This window comes from Mesorhizobium sp. M0410 (genome assembly GCF_040321435.1).
In the GTDB taxonomy this organism is placed as follows: Bacteria; Pseudomonadota; Alphaproteobacteria; order Rhizobiales; family Rhizobiaceae; genus Mesorhizobium.
In genome coordinates, this window is record NZ_JAMYRN010000004.1 from 113,509 (window position 1) to 134,793 (window position 21,285).

At 62.2% G+C, this 21,285-nt stretch carries 24 protein-coding genes; 12 read left to right on the top strand and 12 right to left on the bottom strand.

Features of this window, described 5'->3' with window-relative positions:
* Positions 1 to 162 precede the first annotated feature (162 nt).
* Complete coding sequence (locus NKI63_RS06540) at positions 163 to 1,383, top strand: AI-2E family transporter (protein ID WP_352506529.1); 1,221 nt, start codon at positions 163 to 165, stop codon at positions 1,381 to 1,383.
* On the opposite strand, the gene NKI63_RS06545 is transcribed toward NKI63_RS06540, so the two are convergent.
* From NKI63_RS06545 to NKI63_RS06555, 3 genes are all read right to left on the bottom strand, one after another.
* A complete protein-coding gene (locus NKI63_RS06545) occupies positions 1,371 to 2,267 on the bottom strand; it encodes a DMT family transporter (protein WP_352506528.1) in 897 nt (298 codons plus the stop codon). The genes NKI63_RS06540 and NKI63_RS06545 overlap by 13 nt on opposite strands.
* A 122-nt stretch (positions 2,268 to 2,389) precedes the next feature.
* Positions 2,390 to 3,154, bottom strand: coding sequence for an arginyltransferase (locus tag NKI63_RS06550; protein WP_023717252.1), 765 nt, complete (start codon positions 3,152 to 3,154; stop codon positions 2,390 to 2,392).
* Between the two features lie 138 nt (positions 3,155 to 3,292).
* On the bottom strand, positions 3,293 to 3,763 hold the full coding sequence (locus tag NKI63_RS06555) for an RDD family protein (protein WP_352506527.1): 471 nt from the start codon (positions 3,761 to 3,763) through the stop codon (positions 3,293 to 3,295).
* A gap of 210 nt (positions 3,764 to 3,973) precedes the next feature.
* On the opposite strand from NKI63_RS06555, the gene sthA reads away from it, so the two are divergent.
* Positions 3,974 to 5,362: a Si-specific NAD(P)(+) transhydrogenase gene (sthA, locus tag NKI63_RS06560; protein ID WP_352506526.1), complete on the top strand. Its 1,389-nt coding sequence runs from the start codon at positions 3,974 to 3,976 to the stop codon at positions 5,360 to 5,362.
* A gap of 9 nt (positions 5,363 to 5,371) precedes the next feature.
* Here the strand turns inward: sthA and NKI63_RS06565 are convergent, their stop codons facing one another.
* Positions 5,372 to 6,046 (bottom strand): alpha/beta hydrolase, encoded by a 675-nt coding sequence (locus NKI63_RS06565; RefSeq protein WP_352689395.1) that lies wholly within the window; start codon positions 6,044 to 6,046, stop codon positions 5,372 to 5,374.
* Positions 6,047 to 6,262: 216 nt separating this feature from the next.
* On the opposite strand from NKI63_RS06565, the gene NKI63_RS06570 reads away from it, so the two are divergent.
* Entirely contained in the window at positions 6,263 to 7,438 is a 1,176-nt protein-coding gene (locus tag NKI63_RS06570) for an OpgC family protein (protein ID WP_352506524.1), read from the top strand.
* Positions 7,439 to 7,461: 23 nt separating this feature from the next.
* Here NKI63_RS06570 and NKI63_RS06575 read toward each other — a convergent pair whose 3' ends face one another.
* The gene (locus NKI63_RS06575) at positions 7,462 to 8,544 is read right to left on the bottom strand and encodes a LacI family DNA-binding transcriptional regulator (RefSeq protein WP_352506523.1); all 1,083 of its coding nucleotides are present in this window, start codon (positions 8,542 to 8,544) and stop codon (positions 7,462 to 7,464) included.
* Positions 8,545 to 8,708: 164 nt separating this feature from the next.
* On the opposite strand from NKI63_RS06575, the gene NKI63_RS06580 reads away from it, so the two are divergent.
* Together NKI63_RS06580 and NKI63_RS06585 are read left to right on the top strand one after the other, a co-directional pair.
* Positions 8,709 to 8,852, top strand: a complete 144-nt coding sequence (locus NKI63_RS06580; RefSeq protein ID WP_352506522.1) for a hypothetical protein — start codon at positions 8,709 to 8,711, stop codon at positions 8,850 to 8,852.
* A 63-nt stretch (positions 8,853 to 8,915) separates the two neighbouring features.
* Entirely contained in the window at positions 8,916 to 9,059 is a 144-nt protein-coding gene (locus NKI63_RS06585; RefSeq protein WP_352477145.1) for a hypothetical protein, read from the top strand.
* Positions 9,060 to 9,129: 70 nt separating this feature from the next.
* Here NKI63_RS06585 and NKI63_RS06590 read toward each other — a convergent pair whose 3' ends face one another.
* Both NKI63_RS06590 and NKI63_RS06595 read right to left on the bottom strand, forming a co-directional pair.
* Entirely contained in the window at positions 9,130 to 9,501 is a 372-nt protein-coding gene (locus tag NKI63_RS06590; RefSeq protein ID WP_352506521.1) for a DUF423 domain-containing protein, read from the bottom strand.
* A 53-nt stretch (positions 9,502 to 9,554) separates the two neighbouring features.
* Positions 9,555 to 10,814 (bottom strand): multidrug efflux MFS transporter, encoded by a 1,260-nt coding sequence (locus NKI63_RS06595; protein ID WP_352506520.1) that lies wholly within the window; start codon positions 10,812 to 10,814, stop codon positions 9,555 to 9,557.
* A 181-nt stretch (positions 10,815 to 10,995) separates the two neighbouring features.
* On the opposite strand from NKI63_RS06595, the gene NKI63_RS06600 reads away from it, so the two are divergent.
* Both NKI63_RS06600 and NKI63_RS06605 read left to right on the top strand, forming a co-directional pair.
* Positions 10,996 to 11,658 carry a GntR family transcriptional regulator gene (locus NKI63_RS06600; RefSeq protein ID WP_352506519.1) on the top strand — a complete coding sequence of 221 codons (663 nt, stop codon included), beginning with the start codon at positions 10,996 to 10,998 and terminating at the stop codon, positions 11,656 to 11,658.
* A gap of 97 nt (positions 11,659 to 11,755) precedes the next feature.
* Positions 11,756 to 12,013 carry a DUF982 domain-containing protein gene (locus tag NKI63_RS06605; RefSeq protein WP_023674477.1) on the top strand — a complete coding sequence of 86 codons (258 nt, stop codon included), beginning with the start codon at positions 11,756 to 11,758 and terminating at the stop codon, positions 12,011 to 12,013.
* Between the two features lie 51 nt (positions 12,014 to 12,064).
* Here NKI63_RS06605 and NKI63_RS06610 read toward each other — a convergent pair whose 3' ends face one another.
* Entirely contained in the window at positions 12,065 to 12,223 is a 159-nt protein-coding gene (locus tag NKI63_RS06610; protein ID WP_254817539.1) for a hypothetical protein, read from the bottom strand.
* A gap of 120 nt (positions 12,224 to 12,343) precedes the next feature.
* Entirely contained in the window at positions 12,344 to 13,387 is a 1,044-nt protein-coding gene (locus NKI63_RS06615; RefSeq protein WP_352689393.1) for an aldo/keto reductase, read from the bottom strand.
* Positions 13,388 to 13,666: 279 nt separating this feature from the next.
* Between NKI63_RS06615 and NKI63_RS06620 the strand changes: the two genes are divergently transcribed.
* The gene (locus NKI63_RS06620; protein ID WP_352506518.1) at positions 13,667 to 14,140 is read left to right on the top strand and encodes a polyphosphate kinase 2 family protein; all 474 of its coding nucleotides are present in this window, start codon (positions 13,667 to 13,669) and stop codon (positions 14,138 to 14,140) included.
* A 45-nt stretch (positions 14,141 to 14,185) separates the two neighbouring features.
* Here the strand turns inward: NKI63_RS06620 and NKI63_RS06625 are convergent, their stop codons facing one another.
* From NKI63_RS06625 to NKI63_RS06635, 3 genes are all read right to left on the bottom strand, one after another.
* Complete coding sequence (locus NKI63_RS06625) at positions 14,186 to 14,833, bottom strand: dihydrofolate reductase family protein (protein WP_352506517.1); 648 nt, start codon at positions 14,831 to 14,833, stop codon at positions 14,186 to 14,188.
* Between the two features lie 515 nt (positions 14,834 to 15,348).
* A complete protein-coding gene (hemB, locus tag NKI63_RS06630; protein ID WP_352506516.1) occupies positions 15,349 to 16,380 on the bottom strand; it encodes a porphobilinogen synthase in 1,032 nt (343 codons plus the stop codon).
* An 86-nt stretch (positions 16,381 to 16,466) separates the two neighbouring features.
* Entirely contained in the window at positions 16,467 to 17,291 is an 825-nt protein-coding gene (locus tag NKI63_RS06635; RefSeq protein ID WP_352820785.1) for a DUF8605 domain-containing protein, read from the bottom strand.
* Positions 17,292 to 17,435: 144 nt separating this feature from the next.
* On the opposite strand from NKI63_RS06635, the gene NKI63_RS06640 reads away from it, so the two are divergent.
* The 4 genes from NKI63_RS06640 to NKI63_RS06655 all read left to right on the top strand — a co-directional run bounded on the left by NKI63_RS06640 (position 17,436) and on the right by NKI63_RS06655 (position 21,223).
* Complete coding sequence (locus tag NKI63_RS06640; RefSeq protein ID WP_352506513.1) at positions 17,436 to 18,479, top strand: enoyl-CoA hydratase/isomerase family protein; 1,044 nt, start codon at positions 17,436 to 17,438, stop codon at positions 18,477 to 18,479.
* Positions 18,476 to 18,898 carry a DUF6163 family protein gene (locus NKI63_RS06645; RefSeq protein ID WP_352506512.1) on the top strand — a complete coding sequence of 141 codons (423 nt, stop codon included), beginning with the start codon at positions 18,476 to 18,478 and terminating at the stop codon, positions 18,896 to 18,898. The genes NKI63_RS06640 and NKI63_RS06645 overlap by 4 nt, the downstream gene beginning before the upstream one ends.
* A 203-nt stretch (positions 18,899 to 19,101) precedes the next feature.
* A complete protein-coding gene (ldtR, locus tag NKI63_RS06650) occupies positions 19,102 to 19,617 on the top strand; it encodes a transcriptional regulator LdtR (protein WP_023674486.1) in 516 nt (171 codons plus the stop codon).
* Positions 19,618 to 19,969: 352 nt separating this feature from the next.
* Positions 19,970 to 21,223: a L,D-transpeptidase family protein gene (locus NKI63_RS06655; RefSeq protein WP_352689388.1), complete on the top strand. Its 1,254-nt coding sequence runs from the start codon at positions 19,970 to 19,972 to the stop codon at positions 21,221 to 21,223.
* Positions 21,224 to 21,285: the final 62 nt, after the last annotated feature.

Below are 21,285 nucleotides of genomic sequence, written 5' to 3' on the forward strand. Positions count from 1 at the left end.
GAGGAGGCTGGCGTCTCACGCTCGGCGACCCCCCTGGCCTGCCGGCCATCTCCTCCTCAAGCGGGGAGATTAGCAGCTCTACCCAAACATTTGGAATGTCGTCACGATTGCTGCACTATATCAGTGCATAAGCGACGCTATGGGCCAGGGAGAATTGGGCGCTTGAAGGAAGTCAGGATACAGAAGCCGGAGCGGCAGCAGCGCCTGTTTGGCCTGTCGACGCCGCTCAGGGCCGCTGTCATTCCGCCGCTGTCGGCGGCGCGCTGGCTCCTGGTGCTGATCGTTGCCGCTGGCGTTTACTTCTTCCACGGCTTCCTGTTTCCGGTCCTTGCCGCCCTGGTGATCGCCTTCGCCAGCTGGCCGCTCTACCGACGGCTGCTCGCCGGCGTCGGCGGCAACCGCACCATCGCGGCGACGCTTGCGATCTTGTTCATCCTGACCTTCCTGGTGGTGCCGATCGCGCTTGCCGGCACCTACGCCATCAATGAGGTGCGCGAATGGGTCAACTGGTCGATCGAGACCAACCGCTACGGTGCGCCGACGCCGCACTGGATTGCCACCATGCCGGTGGTGGGCGAATGGCTCAATGAACAATGGACGGTCAACGTTGGCCACCCTGGCGGTATCGGCGAACTGATCCAGCTGATCAGCGGCGCCAATATCGGCAGCATCTACCGCGGCGTGCTTGCCGCGGGCGGCAGCGCCTTCGGCCTTTTGCTGACGCTGCTGTTCATGATGATCGCGCTGTTCTTCGCCTATCGTGACGGCGAGCATTTCGCCGGACAGGTCGATCGCCTCGGCGAACGCATCCTGCCGGCCAGATGGGAACGGATCTCACGCGTGGTGCCGGCGACGATCTCCTCGACGGTGACCGGCATGACCGTTATCGCCATCGGCGAAGGGCTGGTGCTGGGCATCGCTTACTGGTTGGCCGGCGTGCCTTCGCCGGTGACGCTCGGCGCGCTGACCGGCATCATGGCGCTGATCCCCGGCGGCGCGCCCCTGTCCTTCACGCTGGTCTCGATCTATCTCGCCGCCAGCGGCTCGCCGATGGCTGGGCTGGCACTGTTCGTCTGGGGCGCGGTCGAACTCTTCGTCGTCGACAAGACATTGCGCCCAAAGCTGGTCGGCGGGCCGATAAAGCTGCCCTTCCTGCCAACCTTTTTCGGCCTGATCGGCGGCGTCAAGACGATGGGTTTTCTCGGCCTGTTCATAGGCCCGGTGCTGATGGCCCTGCTGGTCGCAATCTGGCGCGAATGGCTGCGCGAAGTGGAACTGACCGATGAACTCGCTGCCGCCGAACCGGCGGAGCACGATGACGCGCCGCCGCAGATCGAAATTGTCGCCGAACGTGCCGCCGCGAAAAAGAATCAGGCCGGGTGACTGACGGCGAACGTGGCGCGGCGCTTGCGCCCCTCGTGCAACTGCCAGAGCGAATGGCCGATCAAGGTCATGATGAGGATTGCGCCGCCGATCAGGCTGTAGCGCGACGGCGCTTCGGCGAAGATCATCCACACCCAGACCGGCGCCAGCACGGTTTCTAACAGGTAGAACATCGCCACTTCCGGCCCGGAGATGTATTTCGGGCCGTTGGCGAGGCAGAAGAAAGAGATCGGCATGATGACGGCACCGTTGAAGACGATCCACCATGGCGCGTTGACGTGAAAACCCACCTTGGAAACCATCAGGGCGGCGACGGCCAGCGGCAGGACCACTCCGATCAGCGCCGTGAAACCCATATCCTTGCCGCTTGCGCGCGAGATAGTGATGGCCGCTGCGATCATGAAAGCCGAGCATAGCGCCATCAGGTCGCCGAAGAGATGTCCGGTTCCAACGGAATCGCCGACAATGATCGTCACGCCGACGATCATCAGTGCCAGCGCTGCAAGCGTCAGGGGCCGTGGCCTCTCCTTCAGGAACAGCCATGACAAAAGGGCCGCGAACATGGTTGTGAACGCCAGGATGAAAACGAGGTTGGCGGTCGAGGTGCTGTAGACGCCGGTGATGAAGGCGATCGAGCCGAGCCCGTAGAGGGCGGCAACGATGAGCCCTGACCAGCCCGGGATAAGCTGCGGCGCCTTTGCGCTCAGCGAGCGCCAGACGGCCCAGATGATGAGCGTGGCGACGAAGGTCGTACCGGTGCGCAACAGCAGGATCGTCCATGCCTCGCCATCGGCGAGCCGGATCAGCGGAATGTCGACCGTCAGCGTCAGCCCGCCGATGGCGGTGATCAGAAGGCCTCTCTGGTGCTCGTTGTGGGAAGACATGCGGCAATTCTCGCGTAGGCTTGGAGGCGCAAAATTGACCTGCCCGGTTTCCAGCCGATCGGCCGGAAGCCCAGCGGGCATCTTCCTCGAAACAATTTAAGACTGAATACCGAAAGCGAAGATCAGCGCGAAACCGCTTCGTGATTGTAGCGTTCCCAACCTTTCGGGCCGAGATGCTCCTGCGGCTGGAAGCGCATCTTATAATTCATCTTGCGCGAGCCGTTGACCCAGTAACCCAGGTAGACATGGGGCAGGCCCATCGCCCTGGCGCGGGCGATGTGGTCGAGGATCATGAAGGTGCCGAGCGAGCGGTCCTCGAAGTCCGGGTTGAAGTAGGAATAGACCATCGACAGGCCATCGGCCATCTTGTCGGTGAGCGCCACGGCGATCAGCTCGCCCTGGCCCTTGCCGGTGATGAAGCTGTCGGGTCCGCGGCGACGGTATTCGATGACCTTGGTGTCGACATGGGTATCCTCTACCATCATGGCGTAGTCGAGCACGGTCATATCGGACATGCCGCCACGGCGATGGCGGGCGTCGAGATAGCTGCGGAACAGCGAATACTGCTCGGTGGAGGGCTCGGCGTCGTGCATGGCGCCGACCAGATCCGAATTATGCTGTATGACCCGTTTCATGTTGCGGCTGGCGGTGAATTCCTGCGCCAGGATGCGCACCGACACACAGGCGCGGCAGGTCTCGCAAGCCGGCCTGTAGGCGATGTTCTGCGACCGCCTGAATCCACCCTGCGTCAACAGATCGTTCATTTCCGGGGCCTTGTCGCCGACCAGGTGTGTGAACACCTTGCGCTCGAACTGGCCCTCGAGATAGGGACATGGCGAGGGCGCGGTCAGAAAGAACTGCGGCGACTGGGTCGGGTGCTGCGTCATCGAGCCTTGGAAACACTCCTGCGAATCGCTCTACCTTTGGCGCGGAAGCCGAAAAATTCAACAGGATTGTGAAAGCCTGGTTGATTGGACGTCTTCACATTTGTGCGCAAAGGCTGCGGCCGCGCTTCAAAAGTCTGCTCAGCGGCCGCTGCGGCTGACGACAGTGCCGAGCAGCAGGTCGTGCAGCGTGCGCTTGCGATCGGAAAACAGGCTCACCAGCAGGACCAGCGGCGAAAGGATGACATTGCCGGCCCAAAACAGCACCGAATGCACGACGGCGGTCAGCCCGTCGATGGGGCTGCCGTCGAGTCGGTCGAGCCGGATGCCCATTATCTTCATGCCGGTGGTGGCCTGGTCTTTACTGCCGAGCGTGTTCCAGATGTAGAGGATGGCGACGGCTGGCACGAGAATGGAAAACAGCATCCAGCCGAGGCCGAGCGTCAACAGCCCGAACAAGAACACCAGGATCGCGAATGGAATGGTGAGCAGCGCCACGATGAAATAATCGATGAAGAAGGCGAGAATGCGCCGCGTGCGTACGCCCTCATAGGCGCTGATATCTTCGAGCCTGCTGGTGATGATTTCGCCGTCGAGAACGCGAGCGTTCATGTCATTTCCTCGTAATCGAACCCGGGTTAATGCACGGGGCCGCTTGTGGATGAAATGGTGAAGGTTCGCGGCGGAATCAAGATCGAGCCGTCCACCATGTAGATGGTGACGGAGCACTTGGCGCCGTCTGTGACTTGTTGAATTTGTGGCGCGGATAGCGTTAGCTTGCTGCGGCGCAACAAAAGCGCCAAGCCGAGGGGACGGGGCGACATGGACTACGACATGCTGGTCATCGGCAGCGGCCCATCCGGGCGCCGCGCCGCGGTGCAGTCGGCCAAGCTCGGCAAGTCGGTGCTGGTGGTCGACAGAGGCCGGCGCCTCGGCGGCGTGTCGGTGCATACCGGCACCATCCCGTCGAAGACGTTGCGCGAGACGGTGCTCAACCTCTCAGGCTGGCGCGAGCGCGGCTTTTACGGTCGCGGCTACCGGGTCAAGCAGGACATTTCGGTTGGCGATCTGGTCGAGCGCCTGCATAAGACGCTCGACCATGAGGTCGAGGTGCTGCAGCACCAGTTCATGCGCAACACGGTCAAGAGCGCACGTGCCGCGGCAAAATTCCTCGGCCCCAACAAGGTCAGCCTGACCACCGACACCGGCGACTACAGCGAGGTTGGCTTCGCCCATGCGCTGATCGCGGTCGGCACCCGGCCGCACCGGCCGCGCGACGTGCCGTTCGACAAGACACGGATCTTCGACAGCGACGAGATGCTGGAGCTCGACCGCCTGCCGCGCACTCTGACGGTGATCGGCGCCGGCGTCATCGGCGTCGAATATGCAACGATCTTTTCGGCGCTCGACGTGTCGGTGACGCTGGTCGAGCCGCGCAATACCATGTTGGATTTCGTCGACCGCGAGATCGTCGACGACTTCATCCATCAGATGCGCGACCGCGGCATGACCATCCGCTTGGGCAGCGCCGTCAAGGAGATCGCCTCGAAACCCGATCATGCCGAGGTGATGCTGGCCGACGGCCGCACCATACGTTCCGAGATGGTGCTTTATGCTGCAGGGCGTACCGGCAATGTCGGCAGCCTGGGCTTGGAAGCGGTCGGCATTGAGGCCGATCCCAGGGGCCGCATCAAGGTCGATCCGCAGACGTTCCAGACAAGCGCGCCCAACATCTATGCCGCCGGCGACGTCATTGGTTTTCCGAGCCTGGCCTCGACTTCGATGGAGCAGGGCAGGGTGGCCGCCTGCCACGCGTTCGGCGTGCCGTTGCCGCCGCCGCCCGAAACCTTTCCCTATGGCATATATGCCGTGCCGGAAATCTCCACTGTCGGCCAGTCCGAGGAGCAGGTGCGCGAGAGTGGTGCAGCCTATGAGGTCGGCGTGGCGCGGTTTCGCGAGACCTCGCGCGGCCACATCATGGGCGTCAACACCGGCTTTCTGAAGCTTCTGTTTTCGATCGAAACACGCCGTCTGCTCGGCGCCCATATTGTCGGCGAGGGCGCGACCGAACTCATCCACATTGGCCAGGCGGTCATCAATCTCGGTGGCACTGTCGACTTCTTCGTCAACAACACCTTCAACTATCCGACGCTGGCCGAAGCCTACAAGATCGCCGGGCTGGACGCCTGGAACCGCATGGGGCGAGGCTAGCTTCGAGGCTTATCGATCTGACGTTGCAACGGCGGCTGCAGGATCTGCCAGCCACCGCCTGACGATCGCGGCGTCCGGATTGCCGATTTCATGGCCGGAGGCGACGGTGTGGGCCTCGACTTTGGCGCCATGCCGGCTGAGCAGTCCGACCAGCGCGAGTGCGAAGGGCCGGTAAATCAGGTCGTCGGCGCCGGATAAGATTACCACCCGTGCGTTGCTGAGATCCGCCGGCGGCACCTCGTCCAGAACCGGCATCGGGCGCAGCAAAGCCGCTTGGACGATCAGCCGCGGATGAAGCAGCATCACGCTTGAAACCAGGTTGGCGCCGTTGGAGTAGCCGATAAAGGAGGCTCGGGCGAGATCGAGGTCGTGGCGTTTCGCGGCCTTGGGGATGAAGTCAGCGAAAGCGTCCGCCTCTTTGCGGATGCTGTCCTGCTCGAATCGTATCGGCGAAATCCGCCTGAACCAGCGGAAACCGTCTTCCTGGGCGATGCGGCCACGCACCGCCACCAAGGTGGCGTGCGGCGAGACTTGGCGCCCCAGCGGCACCAGAGTCGTCTCGTCGACACCCGATCCATGCAGCAGAAAGAGGCACTCTCCGGTTGGTGCTGCGGGCCTGTAAACGCGATAAAAAAATGGCAGGTCGCGCCGCAAAAAGTCATCTTCCGGAGGTTTTTCGGACATAGTTGCATCCTTTTGTTTTCACGATGTTTCATTCATTTGCCGGCTTCAAAACGGAATATTTTCAAGCTCCGCGAAAGTTGATTGAACCGGGCGCATTTCAGTCCGTTTCTTTGCCGATATAATCCCCGCGGGAGGGATTCGAAGCAGTGTGCGCCGGGTGGTCGCCCGGGTGGTCGCATACCGCGCATGAACAACCAGCTTTAAGGCCTTTTATCGATGACCATGCCAGTTTCGCCGGAACGCGATACGCGTATTGACGTGTTCCGGGCACTCGCCCTCCTGACCATATTCATCGACCACGTGCCGGGCACAGTTTTCGAAACCCTGACCTACAAGAATTTCGGGTTTTCGGATGCGGCCGAGGCCTTCGTGCTGATCTCCGGCATGTCCGTCGCTCTTGCCTACGGCACCAGATTCCAGCCGGGAAACCGGTTGGTCGCAACGCTGAAGATGTGGCGCCGCGCCGGCGTGCTCTATGTCACCCACATCGTCACGACGATGGTGGTCATGGCCATCTTCTGCGCAGCGGCGGTGTTTGCGAAACGGCCGGACCTTCTGACGCTGATCAACATCGAGCCGCTCGTCAGGAATCCGCCGCAAGTCCTGGTCGGTGTCGTCACGCTCGGCCATCAGCTCGGTTACAACAACATACTGCCGGTCTATGCGGTGCTGCTGTTGATGGCGCCGGCCTTCCTGCTGTTCATCAGCTACAGGCCACTGGCCGCGCTTGCCGTGTCCGCAGCCCTTTGGCTGGTTGCCGGAATCTACCAGATCGCGCCGCCGAACTACCCGGAGCCCGGGTTCTGGTTCCTCAATCCGCTGTCATGGCAATTGCTGTTCAATATCGGCATGGCCAGCGTGTTGCATGTGCGGCGCGGCGGCACCATCCCGGTCAATCGATGGCTGGTCGGCGCGGCGGCCGCCTATGTGCTGACGGCGCTCGTCTGGGTGCATAGCCCGCTGTGGGGGCATGTGTCATGGCTCGACCTGCCGGTGGTGCTGACCGGTTTCGACAAGACGTTCCTGTCGTTGCCGCGGCTGCTGCACATCCTGGCGATGAGCTATCTGGTCGTCGCCTTGCCTTTCGTCTCGAACCTGTTCCGCACCGGCCGCGACAATCCGCTCGCCATATTGGGCAAACGCTCGCTGCCGGTTTTCATTGCCGGCACGGTGATTGCCATGGCGGCGCAGGTGATGAAGCTGATCAACCCGGGCGGCATTGCCTATGACAGTCTGCTGCTCGCCGCCGGCATCGCCATGCAGTTCGCGCTCGCCTTTTATCTGGAGTGGCTGTCCGCAATCGGCTGGTCCGGCAAGGGCAAGCCGGTCCGCAACGAGGCGCTGCCTGTTCGTCCATCCTTTGGCATCGGTCCCATGGCGGCCAATAGATAAGATTTGGAGCCGATCTGCCCCAGTCAGCCTGTACTTGGCGGTGGTCCGGACGATGCCCTGACGACAAGTTCGACGTCGAGCGTTTCTCGCCGCACCGTGCCGTCGAAGTCGAGGATTCTTCGCGCTGCCCGGCGGCCGATCTCGGCGATCGGCTGGGCGATGGTGGTGAGCGGAGGCTCGCAAGTTGCGGCTTCAGGCACGCCGTCGAAGCCGACGACGGAAACATCGCGGGGAACCGCGATGCCCCGTGCGTTGAGCCATTCCAATGCCACCATTGCGATCCGGTCCGACATCGCCAGGATGGCGGTCGGCGGTTCCGCCGAGGCGAAGATGGTTTCAAGGCCAGCCCTTGTGCTCGCCTTATCGTTTTCGGTCTCGTAGACCGGCACTTTGGTGGTGTCGACACCAAACCGGGAAAGCTCTTCGAAATAGCCGAGGAGGCGATCACGGGTTCCGGTATAGGACGCCGTCCGGACCTGCTCGGGCGAGACAAGACCGGTGCTGTCGTCGGCGAAGGCCAGCGACAACACGGCGAAGCGGCGATGTCCAAGTTCCGCCAGATGGCGCGCCGCGAGCCGGCCGCCGGCAACATTGTCGATACTGATCGCGGAGACCGTGTCGTCCTGCGAGCCGAGCTCGAGCGCGACGAAGGGGAGCTTTCGTTCGCGCGTCAGCTCAACGAGACGCGGACCGCCCTCGATGCAGAACAGGATGAAGCCGTCCACGAGGGCGCTCTGGATATTCCAGGCAAGTTTTTCCTCGTTGCCAGCCGACACGAGGGCTATTCCCGCGCCGGTGGCGTCGCAGGCCTCCGAGATGCCGGCCATCATCACGCGGGCAAACGGGTCGTCGAAGAAATAAGACAGCGGCTCGGTTGTGGCGACGCCGATTGCATTGACCTTGCCGGCGCGCAGCAGGCGGCCCTTGGGATCCGGGCCGGCGTAGCCCAGCGCGTCGGCCGCCGCCTTGACCCGCTCGCGGACCTCCTCGCGCACGATTTCGGGACGGCTGAAGACATTGGAGGCAGTGCCGTGCGATACGCCCGCGGCCTTGGCGATGTCCGCCAGCCGGATGGGCCTCCTGCCGCCTTCGGTGAGTGATGCCATTTGTTTGTCTCCAGGACTCCTGTCCAACAGTATCGCCGATTACCTAACATCTTCCTTGGATCGATTCAAATTTCTGCTTGACATTTATAATGTGACGCGTATTCTTGAATCGATCCAAGAGCGGTTTTTATCCGCAGATTGGATCGATACAAGAGGAGAGCGCCATGCACCCCGTCAATTATCTGTTCGAGGACATTTACCGGAACGACTGGAGCATCCGCTCGGGCGCGGATGTCCGTAAGGGGCGCGACAGGACCGGTCCGTGGATTCGCGACCTGCGTTTCCTCGTAGGGCGCAAGCGGAGCTGATCGGCGGCCTATTATTTGTGCCCGCGCATTGGATCGATTCAAAAAGCTAGAGGACATTAAGCCATGCATCCGATCAAGCATCTGTTCGAAGACATCTATCGCAATTATTGGGGCATCTCGCCGGCCACCGAACGGCTGGAGCGACGGCGTATAGTCAAGACGCCCAAGCGCGACGGCCAAGTCCGGCCCGAACGTCCGCAAGACTGAGCTGGCAAGACAGAGCTCGTGGATCGAGCGCGGCTGGCGAAAAGAGCAGCGGCCGCCATTGGTTGCCGCATCAATGGCGGCGCGGGTGTACCAGCGCCGAGGCGGCCATCACGAGCCAGCCGCCGATGAGCAACGTGCCGCCGATCGGCGCCGACATCGGGAACAGCCGCGAGCCAAGGAAGTCGCGGGCCAAAAGATCTCCCGAGAAAAGCAGAAGCCCGACGAGAAGGATGAGGCTTCCGGTTCGCAGGATTCTATTGCCACCGAGCAGCCCGACGGTAAGGAAGACCGGCGCATGCATGAGCAGGAAGGATGCGGCCGTACCGACGAAAGCGCCGCCGAGATGTGCCGCCGCCGCCGAAAGAGCCACGCCGGTTGCGCCGCATAGGCTGCCGGCAAAAATCAGAATGCGACTGCCCGCCGTCTGTTCAGCCATGCTCATTTCCACGCCTCCGCGATTCCTGGCGACCGCCTGAGATAGTGCGGCGAACCGTGTCAGGATTTGCCGGCTTCCGCCAGCATGGCGCGTTCGCGGCGCGACTGGACCAGCCAGTTATAGGCCGCTCCGCCCGCCATCAGCACCGATGTGCCGAGAAACACCGAGCGCATACCGAAATGGCCGCCGACGAAGCCGCCGAGCAACGGTCCGGCGACCTGCCCGACATATTGCGCCGAGATCGACAAGCCCAGCACATTGCCGCCGACGCCGTCTGGCACATTGTGGCGGATGACGCTGGTGATGCAGGGCACGAGACCGCCAAGCGCCAGGCCCATCAAGAAACGCAGGCCGACGAGTTGCCAGCCCTGCGTAACGAAGGCCTGCGGGATCAGGAGCAGCGCCGAGACGGCGAGTGCGGCAACGATTACGTTCCAATGGCCGATACGGTCGGCGAGCTTGCCGAGCCGCGACGCTGACAGGATGGCGCCGAGCGCTGCCGCGGACATGACGATGCCGGAGATCAGCGTGACCTGGCTCTGATCTTCGATGAGCTGTTGGACATAGACGGTGATGATCGGCTCGATCGACATGGTGGCAAAACTCAACAGCATGCCGGTCGCCAGCATGGCGACGACGGGGCGCTTGTCGGGAATCTGCGACCAGCCGCCTCTCGCTTTTTCTTGTGACGCCGCCTTGACGGCAACCGGGCGAGGGGCCTCCCTGATCAGCAAGGTGGTTGCCAGAAACGCCAGGAAAATGACGCCGCCGGCGAGCAGGAAGGTGGCGCGGATTCCAATCAGCGGCGGCAGCGCGCCGCCGAGCAGCGGACCGACCAGAGCACCGGCGGTTATGCCGGCCGACAGCACGCCCAGCGCCCAGCCAGAGCGATCCTTCGGCGTCTGCATGGCAACCAGGATGGTCGAGCCCGAAGAATAGCCGCCGGCAAAGCCGATCAGCAGGCGCAGGAGCACCAATTGCCAGACGGTCTGCACCATGCCGGTCAGCGACATGCACAGCGCCATGCCGAAACTGGCACGCACCAGCATCAGTTTGCGGCCGTAGCGGTCGCCTAGCCGCCCCCACAAGGGCGCAACCAGCGCGGCAGCAAGGAAGGTGGCGCCGTAGGCAATGCCCGACCACTGGACGATCGCCGCGTGACCCTCGGCGCCCAACTGCTCGACGTACAGCGGCAGGAAGGGCAACAGCAGCGTCATCGCTACAAGCGTGCTGAACGAGCCGGCAAAACACACGGCGAGATTGCGACGCCAGTGGACGTTGTGCGTGCCTTGCGTGGCGAGGGTGGCGTCTTGCGGCATGTCCTGTCCTGTCCCGCCGGCTTGGATGAAAACTTGTTGTGGATCCCATTTTGGTATACCAGATTGGTATCCATCATGGACGCAAGGCTGGTCGCTGTCAATGCGGCCCCTGCAAAGGGATCGGCAACAAATGGCCGGTGAACAGAGAGCCAATGAACCGGCTCCAACAAAAGGAACGCCAATGTCGCAGATGCAAAACGTCGAAAAGCAGCTTCGCGAGATGATCCTCGGGCTCGAGATCGGTCCCGGCGAGCGGCTGACGGAGCGCTGGGTCGAAAGCCGTTTCGGCGCCTCGCGCACGCCGGTCAGGGCGGCATTGCTGCGGCTCGAGACCGAAGGCCTGATCTGCCGCGACGGCCGCGGCTGGACGGTCTCGCCTATTAATCTCGCCGAACTCGAGCAGATCGCCGTCTATCGCGAGGCGGTCGAGGTCGCGGCGCTCAGAATAACTTGCACCTTGCAGGACCGGAGTGCCGTCGAAATCATTGAGGGGATGCTCGATTCTTGCGACGACAAGACGCCGCGCGAGGAATGGCATCGCGTCGGCATGGACTTTCATATCGAGTTGGCGCGTCTGTCCGGCAACGAGTTTCTGTTCAGAGCGGTTCGCGACGCGATGACACGCCTGTCGCGCGCCCGCTGGCTCGAGGTTCGCGACGAGGCAGCACTTGGCCGTGCCTGGGCCGAACACCATGCCATTCTGTCGGCGGTACGGGCCGGCGATGCCGATAGCGCTGCCCGCCTGCTTTCAACCCATATCATCGGCAGCCGCGACCGGCTGGTGACCTCGCTGCGCAACGACCGGCGCGGCCTGCGCGCCCGGGGATTTGCCGTCGTCGCTTGAGTGAGGATCCGCGGCCATTGATGACGAAAAAGGGCAGATGAGCGAAGAATGCTACTTTCGGTCTCGCTTCGCAAATGCCGATGGCGTAAGAGCGGCGATGGAAAACAACCGATTTGACACACCCGTGACCGTCAAGGGCGCGGCAGGAAGCAATCAGCTCTTGCGTACGGCCCGCGAGGCTTCCGACTACCTCCTCAACAATTGGCCCGGCAAGCGCAGCCCCAAGCACCGCGAAGCGCTGCAGGCCTGTCATGATGCGCTGGCCGGCGACAAGCCGGCCATGAACGCAAGACGGGCCTTCATTGCCGCCGCTCGTGAAGTGAACGTCTTCGTCAGCGACAAGGCGCCCGCCTGAGGCATAGCGGGATTTGACCGAGGCCCGGACCGCCTGACAGGCCGGGCGTCATCACTCGGCCGTTTCGGTTTTGGTTTGGGACTCGCTCTCGCCCTCGGGCTTCGATCGCTCCTTGGCTGCGACCTTGGCAGCCTGCTTTTCCGCCTTCTTGGCAGCCTTCTGCCGGTCGCGTTCCTTGCGTTCCTGACCGTAGTTCGGTGCTCGTGCCATATCGGTTCCTTTCATTGTGCTTGGCCTTTGCCTAGGAGCATTGGGCCGCAAACACAACACCGCAAGGCACGATCGGCTCCATATCTCGGCGCAGTCCGGGAACCTGGCTTCAGGCTGTTTTCAGGCGCCGTCGCGGTCGAGGACGAGATCGGCCGGACCGAACCGGTCCTTTGCCGTGAATTGCTGGTGCCAGTAAGGATAGAGCACGGGCGGCCTGCTGACCGCGTCGAGGCGTGTGCGCTCCTCATCGCCAAGCACAAGGCTTGCAGCGGCGATATTGTCTTTGAAATGCGCTTCGGTTCGTCCGCCGATCACCAGCGAGCTGACGGCGGGCCGACCGAGCAGCCAGGCAAGCGCAACCTGCGCCGCCGACACACCGTGGTTGTTGCCGATGTCGATCAGCGCGTCGACGATCCGCCACAGCCGGTCCTCGTCGCGGATCGGCGGTTCCGACCAGCCGCTGAGCTGGCGGGCGGTCGGCTGGTCACGGTGGTATTTACCGGACAGCAACCCGCCGGCAAGCGGGCTCCAGACCAGCACGCCGAGCCCTTGGTCGACCGAGATCGGCAACAATTCATACTCGGCCTCGCGCGCTTCCAACGTGTAATGGATCTGCTGGGTGACGAAGCGCGGCTGGTGATGACGGTCACTGATCCCCAGCCCCTTCATCACTTGCCAGCCGGAATAATTGGAGCAGCCGACATAACGGACCTTGCCCTGCGCGACCAGCGTGTCGAGCGCGGCGATGGTTTCCTCTAGCGGTGTCAGGCCATCCCACTCGTGCAGGAAATAGATGTCGATGACATCGGTCCTGAGGCGCTTCAGGCTCCTCTCGCATTCGCGGATCAGATGGTAGCGCGACAAGCCTTCATCGTTGGGGCCTTTGCCGATCCGCATGCGTGCCTTGGAGGCGATCAGCACGTCGCCCTTGCGCTTGCCTCCGAGCGCCTCGCCGATGATCTCTTCCGACACGCCGTTCGAATAGACGTTGGCGGTGTCGATAACATTGACGCCGGCATCGATGCAAAGGTCGATCATCCGACGCGCCTCGTCGAGGTCGGTCTTGCCGACCGCCGAAAACGCGCCGCCGCCGCCGAATGTCATTGTCCCCATGGTCAGCGTCGAAACCTTCAGCCCGGAACGGCCGAGAGTGCGGTATTCCATGTCGTATCCTCACGATTTATCGGGAAAGGGCGTTGCAAACGACAGCCCTCAATGAACCGGGCATTTGTAGGATAATTCGTTCCGCTTGTCGCCAGTTCCGCAGGGCAAGCTCGATCACATCTTTCGGATTGAACGCACAGCCAGCGCAGCAGTGGCTGCAATAAAACCGTCATTGCCGGCCTATACTAACATCGGTTCAGCGCTTCGATTTCCGGCCGCCGGGCCGGGCGGCGGAGCGCCTGACAGCGGCCGGCAAGGACTGTAAGCGGAGCAGCGCAAATGATCGAGATAAAACAGAATTCCCCGGCCGGGGACTGGCTGGAAGCGGAACTCGCCGACACGCTCGACGAAGATTATAAGCTGGAAATCTCGGAGCCGGCGCTGTCGATGGAGATCGCCAAGATCTACAAGAATGCGCATCCGCCATCGATCGACCGCCTGCAGTATTTTCGCGATCTCATCATGCTGCAATCCGAATTGATCAAGCTGCAGTCCTGGGTCGCCTATCACAAGAAGAAGCTCGTCGTGGTCTTCGAGGGCCGCGACTCGGCGGGCAAGGGTGGCGCCCCGTGGTTCATCGTCGAGGGCAACGACAAGAAACGGGCACGGCTGAACTGCATCGACCAACTCCTCAAGCAGATGCCTTATGAGGAGGTGCCGCACGAAGAGATCATACTGCCGGAGCGCGTCTTCAATCCCGAATACGAGCGCCAGGTACTGCCGCGCGAACTGTATGTGCCGGAGAAGTACTGACTAAAGCGGCGAGGAGGGCGCTGCTCTGTGGCGCCCTGCGACAAGCTAGGCACGTTCGATGATGACGTGCGTGGCTTTCGGCGTCGCGACCTGCTCGCTGCAGCGATAGCCGAGCTTGGGCATGTCGATGCCGGCAAAAAGGTTCTCGCCGGCGCCGAGCAGGACCGGTGAGATCGCCAGATGCAATTCGTCGATGAGCTTTTCCTGGAGATATTGCCGGATCGTGGCGACGCCGCCGCCGAGCCTTATGTCCTTGCCGTCAGCCGCTGCTTTCGCCTTTTGTAGCGCTGAGTGGATGCCATCGGTCACGAAATAGAAGGTCGTGCCGCCCTCCATTACAATCGGATCACGCGGATGATGCGTGAGCACGAAGACCGGCACATGGTAGGGCGGGTTGTCACCCCACCAGCCTTTCCAGCTGTCATCCGGCCATTCGCCGCGGATTGGCCCAAACATGTTGCGGCCGAGGATCCATGCGCCGACGTTTTCGAAGCTGCGTGCGGCGAACGCCTCGTCAGTGTCCGTGGTCCCGCCATCCTTGCCGAGGACCATCTTGCGGAAAGTGCGGGTGCCGAACATCCATCCGTGCAGGGCTTCCCCGCCAACACCCAGCGGGTTCTTCAGGTCTTGGTCGGGACCGGCGCCGAAGCCGTCGATCGACAGGGTGAAAGCGCTGACGCGAAGTTTGGACATGAGAGCCTCCTCGATAACCAATTGTGACATGCAAGCAGTTATCGGGTTAGCTTAACTGATTGCATTTTGCAAGCGGTGTTTTTGGATCGCCGGCTAGCGATGAACGGCTGGGCCACAACCGCCAATCTCCCAACGCTGGCGATTGGCCATAACCAACCATCCCGTCGTCATCCTGGAGCGAAGCAAGGAGCGAAGCGACGCGGCGCAGACCCTAGGATCCATGCCGTGACATCGGCCGAAGAATACAGCGGCCCAGAACGACGAACCACGCGAATGGAGATCAAGAAGACCAATCCGGAATGGGCCGAACTTTTTCGGAGAACCGGATGGGTGCGTTCGTTTTCGATCCGCCGGAGCGCTGCCGCCAGGTCACGGCATGGATCCTAGGGTCTGCGCCGCGTCGCTTCGCTCCTGCTCCGCCCCAGGATGACGAGGGGGAGGGAGGATTCGGCCAATCCCGAAGGTTTACGACAGGCCCCATCCCATGCACCAAAGTCCCAAAACGATGCGATCACCTATCCCTTCAGCATCGCCGCTACTTCGGGCGCAAAGTAGGTGAGAATCCCGTCGCAGCCGGCGCGCTTGAACGCGAGCAGCGATTCCAGCATCGCCTTGTCGCCGTCGATCCAGCCATTGGCGGCGGCGGCCTTGATCATCGAATATTCGCCCGAGACCTGATAGGCGAAGGTCGGCATTTGCAACTCGTCCTTCAGCCGGCGGATGATGTCGAGATAGGGCAGGCCGGGCTTGACCATCAGCATGTCGGCGCCTTCGGCTAGATCCTGCTCGGCCTCGCGCACCGCTTCGTCGGAATTGGCGTGGTCGATGTAATAGGTCTTCTTGTCGCCCTTGAGCAGGCCGGCGGTGCCGACCGCCTCACGATAGGGGCCGTAAAAGGCGGATGCGAACTTGGTCGCATAGGACATGATCGCTACATCCTGAAATCCATTGGCGTCGAGCGCATCGCGGATGGCACCGATCCGGCCGTCCATCATGTCCGAGGGGGCAATGATGTCGGCCCCCGCCGCCGCCTGAATGACGGCCGCCGCCGACACCTGCTCCACCGTTTCATCATTGACGATAATGCCCTCGCGCAAGATGCCGTCATGGCCATGCGAGGTGAACGGATCCAGCGCCGCGTCGGTGATGATGCCGATCTCCGGCACCGCCCGCTTGATGGCGCGGGTGGCGCGGTTGATGATGTTTTCGGGATCGAGGATGTGCGAACCGGTCTGATCGCGCAGGCCGAGCTCCACATTGGGGAAAGTGGCGATCGCCGGAATGCCAAGCTTGGCCGCGCGCTCAGCCTCCTTGACGGCGAGGTCGAGCGACAGGCGGAACACGCCGGGCATGGCGGCGATCGGTTCGCGCACTTGTCTGCCGTCGACGACGAAGATCGGCCAGATCAGATCGTCGACCGAGAGCCGGTTCTCCTGGACAAGGCGGCGCGACCAATCGGCCTTGCGCATGCGCCGCAGCCGCCGGCTGCCGGTGATCTCGTCGACGCTGCGCGCGCCGGCAGGCTTTGCAGGTGTGAATTTGTTCATCGCCAAAACTCCGGACGGGCGGCTTTTACCACGAGCCTTCGCTGCTGACCAATGCGACACGATTGTGCCAGCGGTCCTGTTGGGCGTTATTCTGGTTGACCATTGCCCGACAGGATCTGCGCAGCACCCCGCATGGCGACGCGGAATGCCTCGTCGAAGCTGACACCGCGCACTTGCCACTTATAAGCCTTGCCGTTCATGGCAAGCCGCCAATCGGCGATCCAGCCCAACTCTTTGTCGCTCCAGATCAGGCTGCCGGCGAGCGCCTGATCGGCACCGGCCTTTCGGGCAAGCTGGTCCAGCGTCGCCATATCGGCATGGCGCAGGGCCCGGTCGTCAAGCTTCGAGGCCGACAGCATCGACGCTTCGGGAAACAAAATCCGCATGACCAGCGGACCGGTGGCATTGACGAAGGATTCGCGCATCGCCGCCCCGCGCTGGTCGTCGGCAGTCAGCGCGAAATGCCTTGTGCCTTGCTCCGCCGCCAGAAAAATCGCCAGGCGTGGCCGCTCGGCAAGCCATGGCTTGCTGCCAAGCGCGGCAAGCACCGGATCGATGACGTCGGGCCTGTATAGGCAGGTGAGATCATGCGGCCGGTCGTGCGTGCCTTGTTCGTCATGGACCGGAATGCCTTCAAGGCGGTCGTGGTAGCGGAATTCGGCAACGAAGCTGCCGGCCTTGTCGCGCAGCGCCGCCACCTCAGGTTTTTTCGCCAGCCGCTGATCACCGGAGACACGGACCAGCACCGCATCCAAACATGTCTTGAAACCGATCTCGCGATTGACCTCGCCCTGGCCGGTGACGATGGTCTGCGACTGGTAGAGACTATCCACGGTTTCGGCCGATATGGGAGGAGTGTTCGCAGCGATTAGGCCGACCACCACAACAGCAAGGCGTGGCAACCAAGGCATGGCCCAACCTTCCAGTTCAAAGCGCCAGCATTAGCACCGGCTGCGGCCACGGGCCAGCAGGCGGGATTGGCGCTGCCATTGACGTGGCTATGCGCCACGCATTAGCACTTCACTCCCGGCGGGCGCGGGAGGGATTCTCTGGCGATGGATTTTGGCGGAGGCGACGAGATTCGCTTCGAAAGGTTGGGCAGGGCCGGCGTCGTCACGCTGACGCGGCCGCAGGCGCTCAATGCCGTAACCCACCGCATGGTCAAGGCGCTGGACAAGGCGCTGCGCAGCTGGGAACGCGACGATGGTGTCGACGTCGTCGTCGTCAAGGCCGAGGGCAGGGCATTTTCGGCGGGCGGCGACATCCTCCACATCTACGAAGCCGGCCGGGCTGGAAAACCGCCGGTCGAGTTCTTCGCCGACGAGTACCGGCTGAACGCCCGCATCGCCCGTTTCAAGAAACCCTATGTCGCCCTGATCGACGGCATCGTCATGGGCGGCGGCGTCGGCATCTCCTTCCATGGCTCGCAGCGGGTGCTGACCGAGAACGCGCAATTTGCCATGCCAGAGGTCGGCATCGGCTTTTTCCCGGATGTCGGCGCCAGCCATCTGTTGCCGGATCTCGGCGGCAGCTTCGGCATGTATCTGGCGCTGACCGGCAACCGCATCCGCTATGGCGATGCTTTGTGGTCGGGCCTCGCCACCCATACGATCAAGGCGGAGGACCAGCCCGGCTTTCTCGACCGGCTGGCGGCAAGCGGCGACCCGGAATCGGTGCTGCGCGGCTGCTTCGTCCCGGCCAAACGCGAGACAGACAGGCCGACGCTGGAAGCCATCGCTCGGCATTTCGCGCAGCCGTCACTGGCCGATATGGTCGCCAGCCTGGAGCGGGCAGCCATCGCCGACGAGTTCGCGGCAAAGACGCTGGCCACCATCCGCACACGTTCACCGACCAGCCTGCATGTCGCGTGGCGCCAGATCAGCGCCGGGCAGACGTTGTCGATGGACGAGTGCATGAAAATGGAGTTCCGTATCCTCAACCGTATGCTTGTCGGGCACGACTTCTATGAAGGTATCCGCGCCGCCATCATCGATAAAGGCTCGACGCCGCAATGGCGGCCGGCAGGCATCGATGACGTCAGCGCCGCCGACGTCGATGCCTATTTCGCATCGCTCGGCGAACGGGAACTGAAGCTGTGAGCGAGGCCACCTCGAGACGCGTGGTGCTGCAGCCCTCGACGATCGAGGTCATCTTCGCCTGGTTCCAGCGCGTTATCGCCGGCTATTGTCTGCTGTTCGGCATCTTGTACTGGATCCGGCTGATCGGCGTTTACCCCGGCCAGTTGTGGCGCTTCGATCTGATGCCGGTGCACTGGCAGGTGGCGGCGGTGGTGCTGGCGGTGTTTTTTCCATTCGCTGCCGCCGGCCTGTGGATGCTGGCGTCCTGGGGGCCGGTGATCTGGTTCATCTGCGCGGTGACCGAGTGCGTCATGTATGCTGGCTTCCCCGACTTGTTCGGCCGCCGGCCGCTGATCGTCGCCTCGCACCTTGCGGTGGCGCTGCTCTACATAGTGTTCCGCGTGGTGATCTGGATCCAGAAGCGGCAAGCCCGGCGATAGCAATTCCGGCCAGGATCGTTGGCTAAATCTTTAGGTTAATCATCCTTGCTCGGGTGACCGTCCGTTAAGCCTCTTTCGAAACCCCTTACCGGTAAGCTCTTGTTAGCCTTGGCGTTTAAGTCGAATTTTATGAGTATTCGATAGTGTCGCGATCAAGGTGAAGAACAAAAAAATCACCTGGCGACAAACGAGAGGCAAAGACAATGATCAATTCGCGTCCGGCGGCGAAGACCGCCAACGTATCCGATGACCGCCGCGAGGCGATCCGTTCGCTGTACATGGAATCGCTGCAGCTGGTCGAGCGGCTGCATCGCCGTCTGCTTGATGTGATCAAGGACGAATTCGACCGCAACGGTCGCTCCGACATCAACGCCATCCAGGCGCTGCTGCTGTTCAACATCGGCAATTCGGAGCTGACCGCTGGCGAACTGCGCTCGCGCGGCTATTATCTCGGCTCGAATGTCTCCTACAATCTAAAGAAGCTGGTCGATCTCGGCTTCATCAACCACCAGCGCTCGCGCATCGACCGCCGTTCGGTCCGTGTCTCGCTGACGCCGAAGGGCAACGAGGTGGCGGAAGTCGTCGCCGGCCTTTACGAACGCCATGTCGGCTCGATCGAGCAGGTCGGCGGCATCAACACGGAAGAGTTCAAGCAGATGAACCGCGCCCTGCAGCGGCTGGATCGGTTCTGGAACGATACCATCGCCTATCGGATGTAATCGCACCCGCCGCAGCAAGATCTGAAGCTGGACCACGGAAGTGCTGCCGCGGAGCAGACCAAAGACCGGTGCCGAAAAGCACCGGTCTTGCCGTTTCGTCAGGCCGGCCGATCCAAATTCGAGCAACAGCCACGTTGCCGCCATATTCGAATGGAACCGAAGATGCGGGTGATGCTGGGCCAAAGCCGTGCATTTGTCCTGTGCTCAAGTCACTTCCATGTGTTTTTACACCCATGTGTTTTTACACCGAAGTGATGCGGGCCATGGTTGGCTAATTGTTAAGAAGCCAACTCTAGAGTGCGGGCGAGACCGCCCGGTGGGTTGAATTGTAGCAAGAATGTCTGGACCATCCATGAGAACCAGCCGCCGTTTCTTCCTTTCAGGAGCCTCCGCGCTCGCAGCCGCAATGGTCGCCGGCCGCGCCAGTGCACAGGATGTGATCGGGGATATCCTGAAATCCTCGGCGCGTGGCAATTGGGACGACCAATTCGATGCGCGTGCCAGCGAAGGCGGCAAGGTTGCCTCGACGCTGCCGATCTTCAGCCTGCAGACGGTGTCCTTCACCGAGCAGGCGATCATGCAGTATCAGAATATCGTCGCGCAAGGCGGCTGGGAGCAGGTTCCAGACACCAAGAAGCTGCAGCTTGGCGTCGAGGATCCCGATGTGGTGCCGCTGCGCAGGCGCTTGATGATATCGGGCGATCTGGCGCAGAGCGCCGGGCTCTCGGAAGCGTTCGATTCTTACGTCGACTCGGCGCTCAAGCGCTTCCAGTTGCGTCACGGCTTGCCGGCCGACGGGACCACCGGCAAATATACTTTCGCGGCAATGAACGTGTCGGCGCCGGTTCGGCTTGGTCAGCTGCAGACCAATCTGCAACGGCTGCGTGAGCGGGCCGGCACGCTTGGCAACCGCTATGTGCTGGTCGACATCCCGGCGGCGCAGATCGAGGCTGTCGAGAACGACCGCGTTGTGCTGCGCCACACCGCGATCGTCGGCAAGATCGATCGCCAGACGCCGATCGTCAATTCCAAGATCAACGAAATCATCGTCAATCCGTACTGGAACGCGCCGGTCTCGATCGTGCGCAAGGACATCATTCCGCTGATGCGGAAGGACCCCAACTATCTCAAGGATAGCCATATCCGCCTGTTCGCGCCGGACGGCAGCGAGGTCGACCCAATGACGGTCGACTGGTCGACCGACGATGCCGAAAAATATCGCTTCCGCCAGGATCCCGGTTCCGGCAACGCGATGGCCTCGGTCAAGATCAATTTCCCCAGCCCGGACGGCGTCTACATGCACGACACGCCGCAGCAGAGCCTTTTCGGCAAGCTGATGCGCTTCGATTCCTCTGGCTGCGTGCGCGTTCAGAACGTGCGCGACCTCGTCACCTGGATTCTGCGCGACACACCGGGCTGGGATCGCCAGCATTTCGAGGCGGCGATCAAGACCGGGGAGAACACGCCGGTGCAGGTCACCAATCCGGTGCCGGTCTATTTTCTCTACGTCTCGGCCTGGTCAACAGGGCCGGGCGTGGTCCAGTTCCGTGACGACATTTACGGCCTCGACGGAGCCAACGAGCTGCAGATCACATCCGCGCTCTAAGCAGCTGAGTTCATTTGCAAAAGGCCGCCGGAAGGGCGGCCTTTTTCGTTGCCGGGTCTTTC

Bases quoted from the DNA above. Each gene is read 5' to 3' on its own strand.
- NKI63_RS06625 (WP_352506517.1), bottom strand. From the start codon at position 14,833: ATGTCCAAACTTCGCGTCAGCGCTTTCACCCTGTCGATCGACGGCTTC.
- hemB (WP_352506516.1), bottom strand. From the start codon at position 16,380: ATGAACAAATTCACACCTGCAAAGCCTGCCGGCGCGCGCAGCGTCGAC.
- sthA (WP_352506526.1), top strand. From the start codon at position 3,974: ATGGACTACGACATGCTGGTCATCGGCAGCGGCCCATCCGGGCGCCGC.
- NKI63_RS06555 (WP_352506527.1), bottom strand. From the start codon at position 3,763: ATGAACGCTCGCGTTCTCGACGGCGAAATCATCACCAGCAGGCTCGAA.
- NKI63_RS06605 (WP_023674477.1), top strand. From the start codon at position 11,756: ATGGAAAACAACCGATTTGACACACCCGTGACCGTCAAGGGCGCGGCA.
- NKI63_RS06590 (WP_352506521.1), bottom strand. From the start codon at position 9,501: ATGAGCATGGCTGAACAGACGGCGGGCAGTCGCATTCTGATTTTTGCC.
- NKI63_RS06545 (WP_352506528.1), bottom strand. From the start codon at position 2,267: ATGTCTTCCCACAACGAGCACCAGAGAGGCCTTCTGATCACCGCCATC.
- NKI63_RS06640 (WP_352506513.1), top strand. From the start codon at position 17,436: ATGGATTTTGGCGGAGGCGACGAGATTCGCTTCGAAAGGTTGGGCAGG.
- NKI63_RS06575 (WP_352506523.1), bottom strand. From the start codon at position 8,544: ATGGCATCACTCACCGAAGGCGGCAGGAGGCCCATCCGGCTGGCGGAC.
- NKI63_RS06565 (WP_352689395.1), bottom strand. From the start codon at position 6,046: ATGTCCGAAAAACCTCCGGAAGATGACTTTTTGCGGCGCGACCTGCCA.
- NKI63_RS06595 (WP_352506520.1), bottom strand. From the start codon at position 10,814: ATGCCGCAAGACGCCACCCTCGCCACGCAAGGCACGCACAACGTCCAC.
- NKI63_RS06610 (WP_254817539.1), bottom strand. From the start codon at position 12,223: ATGGCACGAGCACCGAACTACGGTCAGGAACGCAAGGAACGCGACCGG.
- NKI63_RS06550 (WP_023717252.1), bottom strand. From the start codon at position 3,154: ATGACGCAGCACCCGACCCAGTCGCCGCAGTTCTTTCTGACCGCGCCC.
- NKI63_RS06600 (WP_352506519.1), top strand. From the start codon at position 10,996: ATGTCGCAGATGCAAAACGTCGAAAAGCAGCTTCGCGAGATGATCCTC.
- NKI63_RS06570 (WP_352506524.1), top strand. From the start codon at position 6,263: ATGACCATGCCAGTTTCGCCGGAACGCGATACGCGTATTGACGTGTTC.
- NKI63_RS06655 (WP_352689388.1), top strand. From the start codon at position 19,970: ATGAGAACCAGCCGCCGTTTCTTCCTTTCAGGAGCCTCCGCGCTCGCA.
- NKI63_RS06635 (WP_352820785.1), bottom strand. From the start codon at position 17,291: ATGCCTTGGTTGCCACGCCTTGCTGTTGTGGTGGTCGGCCTAATCGCT.
- ldtR (WP_023674486.1), top strand. From the start codon at position 19,102: ATGATCAATTCGCGTCCGGCGGCGAAGACCGCCAACGTATCCGATGAC.
- NKI63_RS06585 (WP_352477145.1), top strand. From the start codon at position 8,916: ATGCATCCGATCAAGCATCTGTTCGAAGACATCTATCGCAATTATTGG.
- NKI63_RS06620 (WP_352506518.1), top strand. From the start codon at position 13,667: ATGATCGAGATAAAACAGAATTCCCCGGCCGGGGACTGGCTGGAAGCG.
- NKI63_RS06580 (WP_352506522.1), top strand. From the start codon at position 8,709: ATGCACCCCGTCAATTATCTGTTCGAGGACATTTACCGGAACGACTGG.
- NKI63_RS06615 (WP_352689393.1), bottom strand. From the start codon at position 13,387: ATGGAATACCGCACTCTCGGCCGTTCCGGGCTGAAGGTTTCGACGCTG.